This window comes from Paenibacillus sp. W2I17 (assembly GCF_030815985.1).
In the GTDB taxonomy this organism is placed as follows: Bacteria; Bacillota; Bacilli; order Paenibacillales; family Paenibacillaceae; genus Paenibacillus.
In genome coordinates this window covers 4,309,400-4,323,309 of the sequence record NZ_JAUSXM010000001.1, presented here as the reverse complement: position 1 = coordinate 4,323,309, position 13,910 = coordinate 4,309,400, and the positions used below count along the sequence as shown (strand labels likewise).

11 protein-coding genes are annotated in these 13,910 nt (G+C 45.0%); 3 read left to right on the top strand and 8 right to left on the bottom strand.

Going from position 1 to position 13,910, the window contains the following annotated elements; all coding sequences use genetic code 11:
- Positions 1–657 precede the first annotated feature (657 nt).
- The 8 genes from QF041_RS19405 to QF041_RS19370 form a co-directional block, all read right to left on the bottom strand.
- Positions 658–3,552 carry a DUF5704 domain-containing protein gene (locus QF041_RS19405; RefSeq protein ID WP_307417012.1) on the bottom strand — a complete coding sequence of 965 codons (2,895 nt, stop codon included), beginning with the start codon at positions 3,550–3,552 and terminating at the stop codon, positions 658–660.
- A gap of 496 nt (positions 3,553–4,048) precedes the next feature.
- Positions 4,049–5,320 carry an S-layer homology domain-containing protein gene (locus QF041_RS19400; protein WP_307415363.1) on the bottom strand — a complete coding sequence of 424 codons (1,272 nt, stop codon included), beginning with the start codon at positions 5,318–5,320 and terminating at the stop codon, positions 4,049–4,051.
- 333 nt (positions 5,321–5,653) lie between these two features.
- Positions 5,654–5,983, bottom strand: a complete 330-nt coding sequence (csaA, locus tag QF041_RS19395; RefSeq protein ID WP_062837691.1) for a chaperone CsaA — start codon at positions 5,981–5,983, stop codon at positions 5,654–5,656.
- A 112-nt stretch (positions 5,984–6,095) separates the two neighbouring features.
- A complete protein-coding gene (gene udk, locus QF041_RS19390) occupies positions 6,096–6,728 on the bottom strand; it encodes a uridine kinase (RefSeq protein WP_017691162.1) in 633 nt (210 codons plus the stop codon).
- Between the two features lie 19 nt (positions 6,729–6,747).
- Complete coding sequence (locus QF041_RS19385) at positions 6,748–6,921, bottom strand: hypothetical protein (protein WP_307415362.1); 174 nt, start codon at positions 6,919–6,921, stop codon at positions 6,748–6,750.
- 7 nt (positions 6,922–6,928) lie between these two features.
- Positions 6,929–7,510 carry a VanZ family protein gene (locus tag QF041_RS19380; protein WP_307415361.1) on the bottom strand — a complete coding sequence of 194 codons (582 nt, stop codon included), beginning with the start codon at positions 7,508–7,510 and terminating at the stop codon, positions 6,929–6,931.
- Positions 7,511–7,542: 32 nt separating this feature from the next.
- A complete protein-coding gene (locus tag QF041_RS19375; RefSeq protein ID WP_307415360.1) occupies positions 7,543–8,667 on the bottom strand; it encodes a DUF4179 domain-containing protein in 1,125 nt (374 codons plus the stop codon).
- A complete protein-coding gene (locus QF041_RS19370; protein ID WP_307415359.1) occupies positions 8,651–9,187 on the bottom strand; it encodes a sigma-70 family RNA polymerase sigma factor in 537 nt (178 codons plus the stop codon). The genes QF041_RS19375 and QF041_RS19370 overlap by 17 nt, the downstream gene beginning before the upstream one ends.
- A 329-nt stretch (positions 9,188–9,516) precedes the next feature.
- Here QF041_RS19370 and QF041_RS19365 point away from each other — a divergent pair, with 329 nt between their 5' ends.
- The 3 genes from QF041_RS19365 (at position 9,517) to QF041_RS19355 (ending at position 13,910) form a co-directional block, all read left to right on the top strand.
- The gene (locus tag QF041_RS19365; protein ID WP_307415358.1) at positions 9,517–10,350 is read left to right on the top strand and encodes a PRD domain-containing protein; all 834 of its coding nucleotides are present in this window, start codon (positions 9,517–9,519) and stop codon (positions 10,348–10,350) included.
- A gap of 125 nt (positions 10,351–10,475) precedes the next feature.
- Positions 10,476–12,404 carry a beta-glucoside-specific PTS transporter subunit IIABC gene (locus QF041_RS19360; RefSeq protein WP_307415357.1) on the top strand — a complete coding sequence of 643 codons (1,929 nt, stop codon included), beginning with the start codon at positions 10,476–10,478 and terminating at the stop codon, positions 12,402–12,404.
- Between the two features lie 48 nt (positions 12,405–12,452).
- On the top strand, positions 12,453–13,910 hold the full coding sequence (locus QF041_RS19355; protein WP_307415356.1) for a glycoside hydrolase family 1 protein: 1,458 nt from the start codon (positions 12,453–12,455) through the stop codon (positions 13,908–13,910).

Genomic DNA, 13,910 nt, shown 5'->3' with positions numbered 1-13,910 from the left:
TTAAGGCGTCCTCATCCAGTAACACGGAGAGGGACGCATTTTTTGATAGAATTTATAAGTTTTCAGCGGAGCTGTGGACGGAGAACATCATGGCACATACATAAAGTTGTGGGGAAGGACGTTAGAGCACTTGAGCAGATATATCGTTAAACGATTATTACAACTAGTAGTCGTTTTGTTCGGCATCATGTTCCTAACGTTCCTGCTAACCTACCTGTCTCCTGGAGAAAGTCTGTCAGGATAATACGGATGTGCGGGTTTTCTTTATAGTCTAAGTAAGGTTATAAAATGAGAATGATGCAAGAAGGGTTACCCCAGAAGTCCATAGATGACTTTCAGAGTAACCCTTTTGTTGTATAACAGGCATGTTTTGTGTAGTTGGGATGTGACACTGGAATAACTTGTGAAAGCTTTATCGTATGTGGTTCAGTGCACCTATGTCATTAAGCACACCATAGTTTTGCGCAGGCTATTATAGTACTCAGTCTGGCACTTCATGGCTATTTCATCATATATTTATTGATTGCTTCATTGGGTAATTATCGGTATACAGATATTCAGTCTTATTTTGGAGAGGTACTCCGCATATAGACTCTTCTGTCCACATGTAGTTGGCTACATATGCTTAGCCAGTCGTGCTGACATGAGAGCTTCAAACTAGTGTGGTACTTGGGATTGGAAGTCATTCCGGCTGGACTGATCAGCATGGTAAAAGACACTGTCGCCATCCTTCAGCGGCCAGGTTCTGCCTTGACTGTCTGTTGGCATTTTGTTGAAACCTTCCATCTGCCATTGATTCATCAATGGTGCATGAATGTATTGCAGATGGGGCGCCTCTGTATTTCCATTCCGCAGGCTCTCCATGTTGAAGTTGACTACGATATAACCATTCTTTAGGAAAACATTCGATTTCTCATCCAGCTGATTTTGTCGGGCGAGGGGTTCGAGATCCGTACCTTTTGGTACGGCATATACATCGGCCGGTAAGCTGTACTCCCCGTACCAGCGTTGGATTGCTGCGTTGGCCCGGTCCACGTTGACTCCGGAAGGTATGTCCGTTTTGGGCCCAATGAGTGTCCGAATCGGAGCAGACAGGATCATCCAGTCATAACGACCTACCCATGTTTTTTGATGAGAAGTCTGATCGACCAGGCGAACCATATGTTCCGCCAACGTACGCTGGTTGCGTTCTTCCGTTGACAGTTCATAAGTATACTGATAACGCGCTGTATCGCCTAACTCTGTGCCGGGTACATTTCGTAGCCGGGAGTTCAGGACAACAAATCGTTTCTCCAGATCCTGTGTTGATCCGATACGGATCAGGCGTTCCTGACCTCGATGGTAGTATAGATCCACTTCTTGCCGGGAGGACCCGTCTTTACTCACAAAAGCAAAAGTGGGTGTAATTCGAATACCATCCTGTTTGCCAAACATATTGCCCTTGGTCTTGAGATCGAACTTGAAATGGTACCCCGTCTTCACAGTTACGTTACCGAATCCCTGCACCGGATGGCTTCCAGGTCGAATAGGCAATACAAATGGAGCCAGGTTACCTCGTGGATCACCATCAATGCTCTTCATCCCGGTCCAGTAGCTATAGCCCGTTGGTTCAGGACTACCCAACCGCTTGCGAAAGACACTTTCCCAGTTGTAATCAGAGATATCAGTGACGTGAAAATCATATAACCTCCCGATAACATCTACCGGCACGATGTCTGCTGCAACATGATGTGCCAGATTGGTATTGGCATCCTGTTGCTCGGTAAAGTTTGTAGGCGCATTCTCTGCAATATTGCGGAATAGAATATGGTATTTGCCTTCGTCTACCCATACAGGGAGGTAGAATGTGGTGTCCAGTTGATTAACCGGAATATCGACCCATGTCTTGGCAGGGATAAACTGACTTCGATCTGCGTTGTAGACATTAAACGGGAATTGCACCTGTTTGATTCGAAAATATTTGGCATAGTCCCGATTTCCATAACCGGGATAACTCGCGGCGTCCAAGTGCTGTCCCGATGTGGGAATTCGCACAATGAATGGTCGTTCCAGAATGAGTGCAGCGCTGGTTGGGTCCGGTACGGTTTTCTGATTATGCGGCTGATCATCCGATACCCAGGCGTAGTTGACGACAGGGGTGTGTACCGTGACCGTGTTGATACCGTTAATCGGTAATATTTTATTGGTGCCGCCATTCACGTTACCCGGTAGCAAATCATAATAGATCTCACCAGAGCTTGTGGTGTTTGCTTTATTCAGCAGGGAATTGCTGATCATATTACCCGGTTTGTACAGCACATCCCGCCCAATCGTCGTTGGATTAGGAATGTTGGATGGTGTTGGGCCATCTTTGGTTGCTTCCACATCATTCATAATGGTTGTGTTGTTGAATTTCACCAAATCATTCTTCACTTTACTTTGAGGTGTGTTGGATTCAGCCATTCCTTTTAACCGAGATGTATCATCAGGCACACTGGGAGGTTGGTTCAAACCACCTGTTAATTTGGGTGGAGTATATGAGATTGAAGTGGTTTGTCCTGGTCGTACATGGCTTTCTACGGATTCATCATTTTTAGACTCCAGTGTTGGTGGTGTGTATCCTGTTGGATTCATCGTAACGGTCTCACCGGGCAAAGCGTAATTATTCATGGTTGCTTTAGCGATCTTGTATACTTCCAGATTGTTAATTTTCCAGTAGGAGTAGTCTCTTGTGATCTGGAAGTTGTATGGCTTGGGTACTGTGTCGTTCGCGGGTACAGGTGGCCCTGGCGTACAACCATCATCATCACATATTTCTGGTCCAGGTACTGTCCATTCTCTGTCGTAAGAGATTGTGACATTACAGTTGTATGTAACTTTACCACTCATTTTCGCCCAAGCTTGTTTAAACAGATAATTGTCAGCAAAGGCATTTGTGTAGAGTGACTCGGAAGTAGGGATTCCTCTTAACACATTGAATGTCTCATTATCTCTGTTATCTGACTTGATAACACCGTTGGTATTTGGATCGAGATCATTCATGCTCATGATGGTTCCAGAAGAAGGTGGTCCAATCGTTGGCGTGCAACCTCCACCACCGCCTCCGTTACCGTCGCCCCCACCCGTACCGGGGCTCTCTTCAACACCAATGTTTGTTGTGGTAGTTAACTGAAAATCGTCCTTCTCCCACAATACGGTGATGGTTGTAGTTCCCCTACTGACAGCTTGAACTACTCCGGAGTTACTAACGGTAGCGACACCAGGATTGGATGATTCCCATGTAGTTGTACCACCGCTGCCAGTGTTTACATTGGTCTCTGCTCCAAAGTTTCCATCTCCATTTTTGGTTTTGACCGTTGCATTCAATTGTTTGGACTGGTTCAAGCTAAGTTGCCCGCCAGCGGTAAGATTGATCTCTTTTGTTATTTCGGCAAAGGCCCGCCAATATATATCGGTATTAAATACGTAGTCAGCAGAGTATTTAGGTGGATTATAGGGTCTGTGAGCTGTTGGTTCAATCGCACCTCCGATTTGAGTTGTAAATTTCACCGTATCACCGTCAAATGATTCCACACTAACCAAGATTGGTTTTCCTGGTAAGTAATATTGTGTGTTATCCATGTACATGGGCTTTAACGAAATTGTAGTTAATTCACTTCTAGAATACCTCTGACCTGAACGATCAAAGTACTCAGAGGGTTTGTAGCTTGGTGCATCTAGTGAAAGATTTACGCAAACTAATGATGAGTTTGGTTTGTTAGTATCGGGGTTATTGCTTAATGTTTGGCCGTTGCATTCTCCATCTACACGCCATCTTAAATTATCGAGCTGGTAAACATAAACTCCGATATTAGACATTCCATTGCCCTCAACGGGGCTTACTTTTTTCTGAGACTTTGCAGGTGATGGAGGTACTATATGAGAGGCTTCTAACACTGGCTTTGTTCCAGGCCCCCCTCCAGCAAAAACAACTGAAGGGGCTGGGAACAATATACACAATGTTATATATGCTATTAATAATTTTTTTAATAATTTATAGAAATGCACATTGGAACACCCTTTTCATAGTTTAATTTGGAACTACAGTATAGTTTGTTCCATCTTTGAGCGTCAGGCGTACTCCAGGATTTAGTGACTTATCAAAATGTAAGAGACCGTGGCCCCAGTAAACAGGATTCTTTACGACAAACACGCCTTTGGGTCCGAGTAAATCATTTATATGTTTAGGTCCATACTCGCTAAAAGCTTCGGTGCTTGGTGAAGTTAGAGCATTAATAGTTGGGGAGTGGATAAGACTACCGGCTTGCAGTTGATTCATAGAGTTCTTAATACTGATATCAAACTCTGTAAAAGAATAATAAGCGCCTCTTAGTAATCTATCTTTTTCATCAACGAAAACAGGATAATAGATACTTCTCTCAGTTTCTTTTACATATGGATTGACGATGATCCAGTTCTTGACCTTCAGATTTGCATAATTCGTTACTGTAACTAATTCTTGATTACGAACTTTCGCAAAATCTCCAGTTACTTTGCTGTAATCATACGATTCAGAAAATTTTTCTGGTCCTGCTTTCTGATACTTAGGCGCAATAATATTCAAATTCGTCCCCGTCATACCCACCGCCCGCAGCTCATTTAAACCCTGAAAATCGGCAGGTTTTGTCTTGGCAACTGCTGCATAACGGGCCATCAATACAGCTACTTCCGCCCGAGTGGTGGTACGATCAACGCCAAATGTTTTATCGTTTGCTACACTCATTAATCCTGTTCCCAGGGCAACGGCTACTGCATTTTTTTGAGCGCTTGCGAGTTTACCAGTGAAATATTCCTTTGCAGGCACAACGGTGTTGGTCACATCAGAGAGTGCTTGTTTGTAATCAGGATCAACCACGGTTAGCCCTTGCGTCAGCCATGTAGCCATTTCGCCTCGTTGAAGAGCGCCTTGTGCATCCAGTTTTCCCTTGTAATTAGAAGGGGTGATAAAACCTTTTGCGATAGCAGTAGAGACACCACTTTTTGCCCACTCGGGGATGTCCGTGAAATTGTTTTGTTCTTGTGTTGATGCATTAGGCTGGTCGGATAGACGTCCCAGGATACTTGCCATTTCAGCTTTGGTGACCGGTGAACTTGGTTTAAATGTCCCGTCGGCATACCCCTTGAAATACCCTTGTTCCACGGCCGAATTAATTGCTGAAGATGCCCAGTGTGTAGAAGGAACGTCCTTGAATTTAGTTGTAGCTTGTGCGGCTTCTACAGAACTCCCAACGCTTCCAAAACCTACGATACCCCCTGTTAATAAAGCCAATGCCGTTACGCCGGAAATCATCATTTTTCTCATGAATTTTACTCCTCTCAATTGTGAATTTCTCTCCTTGATATGTACTTTTCAGGCTACTAGATACTAAATTTGTGATAATAATCAATATTCTACCATGTATAACTAGGCTGTTGGTATGATTTATCAACAAAATTCCCCCTCTGCATAGAACTTTCACTAATGCTCCAGACCTATAGTTCCTCAAAAAACACAAAAAAAGGCCACGAATCCGCAGATTCATAGCCTTATGCTTTAAGGTCTCCAACATATGTAGTTCCATCAATAATCAATAAATCAAGAATACTCGATTTCCAAACATTTGAAAAGCCCATATTATTCTTACTCAAAATAAAGTCAGGCTATCGGTGTTCCGTTAGGCAATGGGCTATCCGGTGTAAGCAAGACAACATCGCCTTCACCAGGCACGCCCCCCAGCACAAGTACTTCAGAGACAAAACCGGCAATCCGCCGAGGTGGAAAATTAACTACAGCAACAACCTGTTTGCCGATGATCATGTCAGGCGTGTATCGCTGAGTAATCTGAGCACTAGAGCGCTTAAGACCAAGTGGTCCGAAGTCGATCGTCATTTTAATAGCGGGTATGCGAGCCTTGGGGAAGGGTTCGGCTTCCACCACGGTACCAACCCGGATGTCATGCTGCATGAACTCTTCAAAAGTAGCCATAGGGGTAGATCTCCTTTCAACTATTGGGGACTATTATAAATGAAAAATCAACAAATAATCCAGATTACGCTGTATCGTAACCTGGATTTCTGTTGTGTTGCTTTGAAACAAATTAAGCGCCGTTCCAATTCTCTCCGGTGAGGTATTTCTCGGTGAGGATGGATAACATCTGAATACCTACTTCATTATGTCCGCCTTCTGGAATAATGATATCGGCATACTTTTTGGATGGCTCGATAAAAGCATCGTGCATTGGTTTTACCGTTTCGAGATATTGTTTGTACACGGATTGGATCGTGCGTCCGCGTTCTTCAATGTCCCGCAGTACTCTCCGCAAAATCCGCACATCGGAATCGGTATCAACAAATACCTTGATGTCCATCAGACTGCGAAGATGTTCGTCGATCAGCACATGCAATCCTTCTACAATGACAATATGGTTCGGTGCCAGTTCAACCGTCTCATTGGCAGCACGGTTATCTATGGTGAAGTCATATACGGGAGCATACGCCGCTTGGCCTTTTTTCAACAGGGTGAGATGCTCAATCAACAGATCATTATCGAATGCAAACGGGTGATCGTAATTGGTGAGTCGGCGTTGCTCAGGTGTGAGCTGCGACTGGTCTTTGTAATAATTGTCTTGGGATATAAACGTAACCTTACCTGATCCCAGACGGTCTATGACGGAGCGAGCTACCGTCGTTTTACCGGAGCCGGTTCCTCCGGCGATACCAATAATGAGCATGGTTGTTCCATAAGCCTCCCTAGAATGGCAGCATGATGAATGGATAAAAGCGCATCAGAAATCCTTCGTTCAGCACCTTTATCCACATGTCTGTCTCTGAATACACAATTCTTTCATTGTACCATAGCAGACGACTTTTTTCATCTTGGTGTATGGACCATGTTTTGCCTTCGGTGGCGTTATGCTTGCTCATATTCATTTTACTGCATATCTTTGGATGATACTCTTCGTGGTGACTCCCATAGGGCCATTAGGCGCTGTCCGATGGAACTTTTGGTGAACAGATTCAAGGTGATAAAACCAAGTACACTTCCCGTTGTATTGGCTATTATATCGTTCAGATCGGTACTGCGACCGTTGCCGAGGGTTACTCGAAGCATGAGCTGTGTTATTTCAATGAGGAAACTTAGAGCCAATCCCGCTAATGCTGCTGTTTGCATCGAATGAATCCAAGGCTTTATGAAAGGAAGCATGAACCCCAGTGGCATAAACAGCACAATGTTGAGGAGGAAGCTTGGTGCATCCGCGGTCAGAAGCGGAATCCATTGAATGCTTTGATACCATGGGGTCTGATTGGCATAGATTCCGATGTTCACGTCGATAGGGAAAAATACAAAATGCATAACGCCCAACATATATATGGCAAATGCGAGCATCGACACATACTGCCTAACCGTGTACCTGGTTTTGCTCACCCTGGCATGGAGCATGAGGGCGAGCAGGACCAGAACGAATAACGGACCAAGTACGATGGGAGATGAGATTGAATATTGGATGGACATGGAATGGCTCCTTCATAAGGAAATGAGATCAGCTATTGAAGCTGAATCTTCATTTCCATTCCCTTGATGAATTGTGTGTCTTTAACCTCTTCAGCGAAGTCATCCTTGATCTCAAAAGGTTTCACAATAAGGTACTTCACATCTTTGGAAGTCGTAGCATACATGCGCTCGGATGTTATTTGGTTTCCCTCATAGATGCCCTCGCCGCTAAGTGAGGTCAGTTGCCGCCCTTGATCATCATAGACGGCAAATCCGATGTGACTCAGCTGTTCCTGCTCTTTTGCCGTAAGAGTATGCTTATCATTCAAACTGATAACAGTAGTTAGGCGAGTGGTGACAGGGGTAACCTCAGCTTCCGTAACAGCGGCCGTATACAGATCGTTGGTCATGGCTGTGTTAGGCAGAACCTGATGAATGTTTTCTGTTGATTTGGTAAATGGAACCGTCAGCTCGAACTCATGATCAATACCCTGCAATGTCAATTGAACTTTGGCGTCAAACTGATCCGGCCAATGTGCCGTTCCCTGATCGGAGGAAATGACCTGCTCAAAGAGCAGTGTATCTGGCTGCGTTTCTCCTACCGAACTATAGAACAGTCCGCTATTCGGACGGGTCCCGTCGACTTTGAAAAAGACATCCTCAATTCCGCTGCTCAGTTTCACGATGTCCTTGCCATTGTCATATTCGCCTTGATTCAGATTAGGTGCAGTGAAATGAACCAGAAATGCAGCACGGGTACCATCATATACCGCTTCAAGCACTTCGAGCTTCACATCCTGGTAAGCGACCTTGCTGTTAACAGGGGTAGTCAAGCCTTCGTTGCCCGCCGTTCGCAGACCCATATCAGCTTCTATCGAGCTGAAGAGGCTGCCTACGAGTGGGATATTGCGCAAGGAGGCAGCCATGGCCGGTGATACAAAGCCGGATGCAAATACGGTCACGCCCAATACTCCGGCTGCGATCGTCGCAGCTGCAGCCCTGTGCCATCGCTTGTTTTGGCGACTGGAGCGCAAAGTCTGTTCAGTTTTCAATGTGTCTGGCGACACCGGCAGAGATTCCAGTGTGGCATCAATCCGGTTACGAACGAGTTCAGACATCAGGGGACGCTCCTTCGCTTGGTTCTTTAATTCCTGATCGATATTAAACGGGTTTGACATGTAAGGTTACCTCCCGAAAATTTTTGAATTTCTGATATAACTCCTGCCTTGCCCGAGTAAGTCTCATTTTCACTGCACTTTCGGAAATATTGAGGGCATCGGCGACTTGACGGAGGGATAGGTCTTCAAAATAATGCAAAACGACAACAATTCGTTTCGATTCCTCTAGACGGTCTACCGCTTCTCGCATATCGACCTCATCATAGGGACTGGAATGCTCCCGCTTTTCTGAAGGTACTTCCGCATAAGCGGTGGAGAGAGAGCGGCGGGACAGCATCGTGTTGCATTCATTGATGAGGATGCGAAACAGCCAAGTTTTGAAATACCGGGGTTCCCGGAGCGTGTGCACCGATTTATATGCGTTCAGGATTGTCTCCTGAATGGCATCGGCCACGTCCTCCTCTTTTCGCAGCATGGATTTTGCCGTATTGTACAAAGAGTTTTCAATGTCTCGAATAAGCCGGATAAAGGCTTCACGATCTCCTTGGATGGCCTGGTTAACGAGATCGGTTGAACCCATGGATAACAGCTCCTTTCGTATTGGAGGGATGAAGCCAGCACTTGGCTGGTTTTTATATGAATTAGACTGGCGGGTAGGGCATCTGGTCACATTTTCTTTTTATAGTTATAAAAAAGGGCGTTGTTATATATGACGTATCGGGTCTCTACGTTCCCTTCAATGATAAGAGAGGCTGATTTTTCCCTAAGATTGGATGATTGACTTTTTCAAAAACAGCACTATAATAAACTTATATTCATAACACGGACTGTTACTGGGGAAACCAGGCATGACCGAATTCGATTGCTTTACTGTAATCGCTTTCGGTCTTTTTTTATTTTTGTTGGGGGGTGAGAACATTGAAGGTTATCAAGAAAGTAAACAATAACGTAGCCATCGCTATTAATGAACATAACGAAGAGGTTTTTGTCGTAGGCAAGGGTGTAGGATTTCTGAAAACGCCTTATGAGCTGACGGAGACGGACTTGGTGGAGAAAATTTTTGTGGCACCAAAGAACATCCGGATGTATGACCTGCTGAACAGTATTCCAATTGAGGATATTTATCTTGCGGAGGAAGTCATCAAGCTGGGCAGTCAGATCCTGAATAAAACATTTAACCCGAATCTGCTTCTCACCCTGTCTGACCATATCAGTTTTGCATTAACCCGAACCAGAGAAGGCATCCGTATCAATAATCCGCTGGAATGGGAAGTGCGGACACTCTATCCGGACGAGACCCGGGTGGGGGAGGCTGCGCTGAAGCTGATTCAGGAAAAAATGGATATTGCTCTGCCGACAGCCGAAACAACACTGATTGCTCTGCATTTTGTTAATGCGCAGGTTGGCTCGGGAGAGATGACGGATACCACTAAGGTAACCACAGTTACGGGCGAGATCCTATCCGTGATCAAATATGCTCTCAAAATTGATTTTCAGGAAGACTCCATTCACTTTATGCGATTTGCGACACATATCAGATATTTCATCATGCGACAGATGAGCGGTACATCGCTCAAGGATGAGAATGAATCGCTTTTCCTGATGGTTAAAGAGAAGTTTCCGAAGGAACTGGCTTGTGTGGAGAAGATTGCTGATTTTCTGAAAAATAATTACGGCTGGACCTGTTCTGATGATGAAAAGTTATATCTGATTCTGCATATCCAACGATTAATCTCGAACTAACCAATTGCATAACCATTATGGACTGTTACTGATTCGATCAGGCATGACCAAGCGTAGGGAATGACGATTCCCCGGCTTGGTCATTTTTTATATAACCATTTCAGTTGATGTAGAGGAGAAAGGTCATGAACAACAAAGACTTGGCTAAAAACGTACTTGAGCTTGTTGGCGGCGAGCAAAATATATCGGGTCTGACACACTGTGCAACCCGTTTGAGATTCGTATTGAAGGATGATAACAAAGCAGACCTCAAGGCACTGGATCAGCTCGAAGGCGTGCTTAAGGCACAAAATTCCGGAGGACAGATTCAAGTTGTTATCGGTGCCAAAGTGGACGCGGTATACAGTGAAGTGAAGAATCTAACTTCTGACAAGATTGGCGAACTTGCGGAGTCCACAGATCGTGGACCGAAAAAGAGACGCAACCCTGTCAATGTAGTACTTGAAACCATTGCAGGTATATTTACGCCTGTTCTGCCAGCACTTGTTGGTTGCGGGATGATCAAATGTTTGGCCACCGTTATAGCTGCAATGGGCTATCTGGAGGGTTCAGGCTTTCTGACGATCATTAACATGATCGGGGACTGTATTTTCTACTTCATGCCATTCTTCCTGGCTGTTAGTGCAGCAAACCGTTTCAAAACCAATCCCTACTTGGCGGTAGCTCTTGCTGCGGGATTAATGCATCCAACTATTTTAAACGCTGCGGCTCAGATTGCTGAGACGGGTGTAAATAGTATTGATTTTCTCGGCATGCCGATCCTGTTGATGAAATATTCATCTTCCGTCATTCCTATCATTCTGGCGGTATGGATCATGAGTTATGTGTATCCAATCGTCAATCGAGTGATTCCCAAGTTTCTGCAGGTCCTGCTTACCCCAATGATTGTTTTGTTCATTATGATTCCAGTGGAATTAATCGTGCTTGGTCCAGTAGGTTCATATATCGGTGACTGGTTGACCAATGGCATTAACTCATTGTTCTCAACCGCAGGTGTTCTTGCTGGTGCGATTCTTGGATTTTTTAAACCGATTATGGTCATGTTTGGTATGCACTATGCGATCATGCCGATTCAGGTTCAACAAGTGGCTACATTGGGTGCAACCGTACTGTTACCAACGGCACTGGCGGCTAATTTGGCTCAGGCTGGAGCAGCCTTCGGTGTGTTTGTCCTAACGAAGAGTAAAACGATGAAATCAGCGGCAGCTTCGAGTGGATTCACCGCGTTGTTCGGGATTACCGAGCCGGCGATCTATGGTGTAACGCTAAAATACAAACGTCCCTTTTTCGCAGGTTGCCTGGCAGGTGGATTAGTCGGTGGATTCTACAGCTTGGTGCATACAACAGCGAATGCAATTTCACTTCCAGGTGTATTGGCCATTGGCACGTATACATCTGATCGTTACATGTATGTCGTTATTGGTTGTATTGCCGCAGTTGTACTCGGGTTTGTCTTCACGCTGTTGGCTGGCATCAAGGAAGAGATAGATGGAAATAAATCGAAGCAGCAAGCTACGAATAAAGTAAATAGCAATCAGACAGTCGTTGCCACAGAGGTAACTCCAGCGTCCGTATCATCACAGACATCCACATCTTCTGACATGCTTATCGTTAGTCCAATGACAGGGGAGATCAAACCGATCTCTGAGGTAGAAGATCAGGCATTTGCCCAAGAGTTGATGGGTAAAGGCATTGCAATCGTTCCGACAGATGGCAAGGTATATGCTCCATTTGACGGAGTAGTCGAAGCACTTTATCGCACCAAGCATGCCATCGGATTGAAAGCTGCGAATGGTGTCGAGATCCTGATTCATATCGGGGTGGATACCGTTAGTCTGAAAGGGAAATATTTTAACGCCCATATCGAACAGGGACAGACAATCAAGGCTGGCGATTTATTAGTGGAGTTTGATCCAGAAGGCATTACGTCAGCAGGCTATAACACGATTACGTCCATTGTCGTTACCAACATGCAACAGTACGGAGATGTGCTGACTACAGCGACGAGCGGCCCAATCCGGGAGAGCGAAGCGCTAATGAAGCTGATCCCATAAAACTTGTAATAAGACTCTAATAACACGTAATAACAGGAGGAAACTAAAATGACAAATTCCAATTTTCCAAAAGATTTTTTGTGGGGCGGTGCACTGTCTGCCTGTCAGGCCGAGGGAGCTTATAATGTGGACGGCAAGAGTCTGACCATCCCAGAAGTGATGAAATTTAACGAGAAGAACGACCGCAAAGTGACCAAGCAGATCAGGGTTAATTGGGAGATGATTGAAGAGGCCAGGAATGACCCGGATACCGTGAAGTATCCGAAGCGCCGGGGGATCGATTTTTATCATAACTTCCGTGAGGATATCGCCTTGTTTGCTGAAATGGGCTTCAAAGTATTCCGTTATTCCATTTCATGGGCCAGAGTATTTCCAGGTGGCGACGATGCCGCTCCGAACGAAAAGGCACTAGAGTTCTATGATCAGGTTATTGATGAATGTCTTAAACAGGGTATGGAGCCCCTGATCACCATCAGTCACTTTGATACACCAATTGTACTGATGGACAAGTTCGGAGGATGGTATAACCGCAAGCTGATCGATCTATATGTGAACTATTGTGATGTGTTGTTTAATCGCTACAAGGGCAAAGTGAAATATTGGGTGACGTTCAACGAAATCAATATGAGCGTGAAAGCATCGGCCAAGACACTGGGAATTATTGATTATGATGCTCCAAATTATGAAGAAATGCTGTTTCAGGGGTTGCATCATCAATTTGTAGCTGCGTCCAGAGCAACCAAGATGGCCCATGAGATTGATCCGAATAACCAGATCGGAAGTATGGTGGCTTATTTTACAACGTATCCTTACACTTGCAAGCCGGAGGACGCACTTCAGATGCAGCAGGATGATCAGATGAAAAACCAATTTTATCTCGATGTGCTCAATAAAGGCGAGTACCCTTACTATAGTAAAACGTATTTCAAAAACAAGGAAATCCAGTTGAACATCGAGGACGGCGATCTAGATAGCATTCAAGCACATACGGCTGACTTCGTAGGAATGTCGTATTACAACTCCATGATTTCCAGCAGTGATACGGAGCAGCTCGAACTAACGGCAGGTAATGTACACAGTGTATATAAAAACCCGCATCTGCCCGCTAACGAGTGGGGTTGGCAGATTGATCCGATTGGCCTGCGGTATACGCTTAATCTCGTCTATGATCGGTATCAAAAACCAGTTTTCATTCTGGAGAACAGCTCAGGTTTCTACGATAAACTGAATGAAGATGGAACGATCAACGATCCTTACCGGATTGATTTCCTGAGCAAACATATCGAACAGATGGGACTCGCCATTGCGGATGGGGTCGAGGTGTTGGGATACACGATGTGGGGACCAATCGACATGATCAGTTCAGGGACCTCCGAGATGAGCAAACGGTACGGATTTATCTACGTCGATCAGGACGACTATGGCAATGGTACGCTCGAAAGATATCGTAAGGATTCCTTCTTCTGGTATCAGAATGTGATCCGTACCAACGGAGCAGAACTGTAA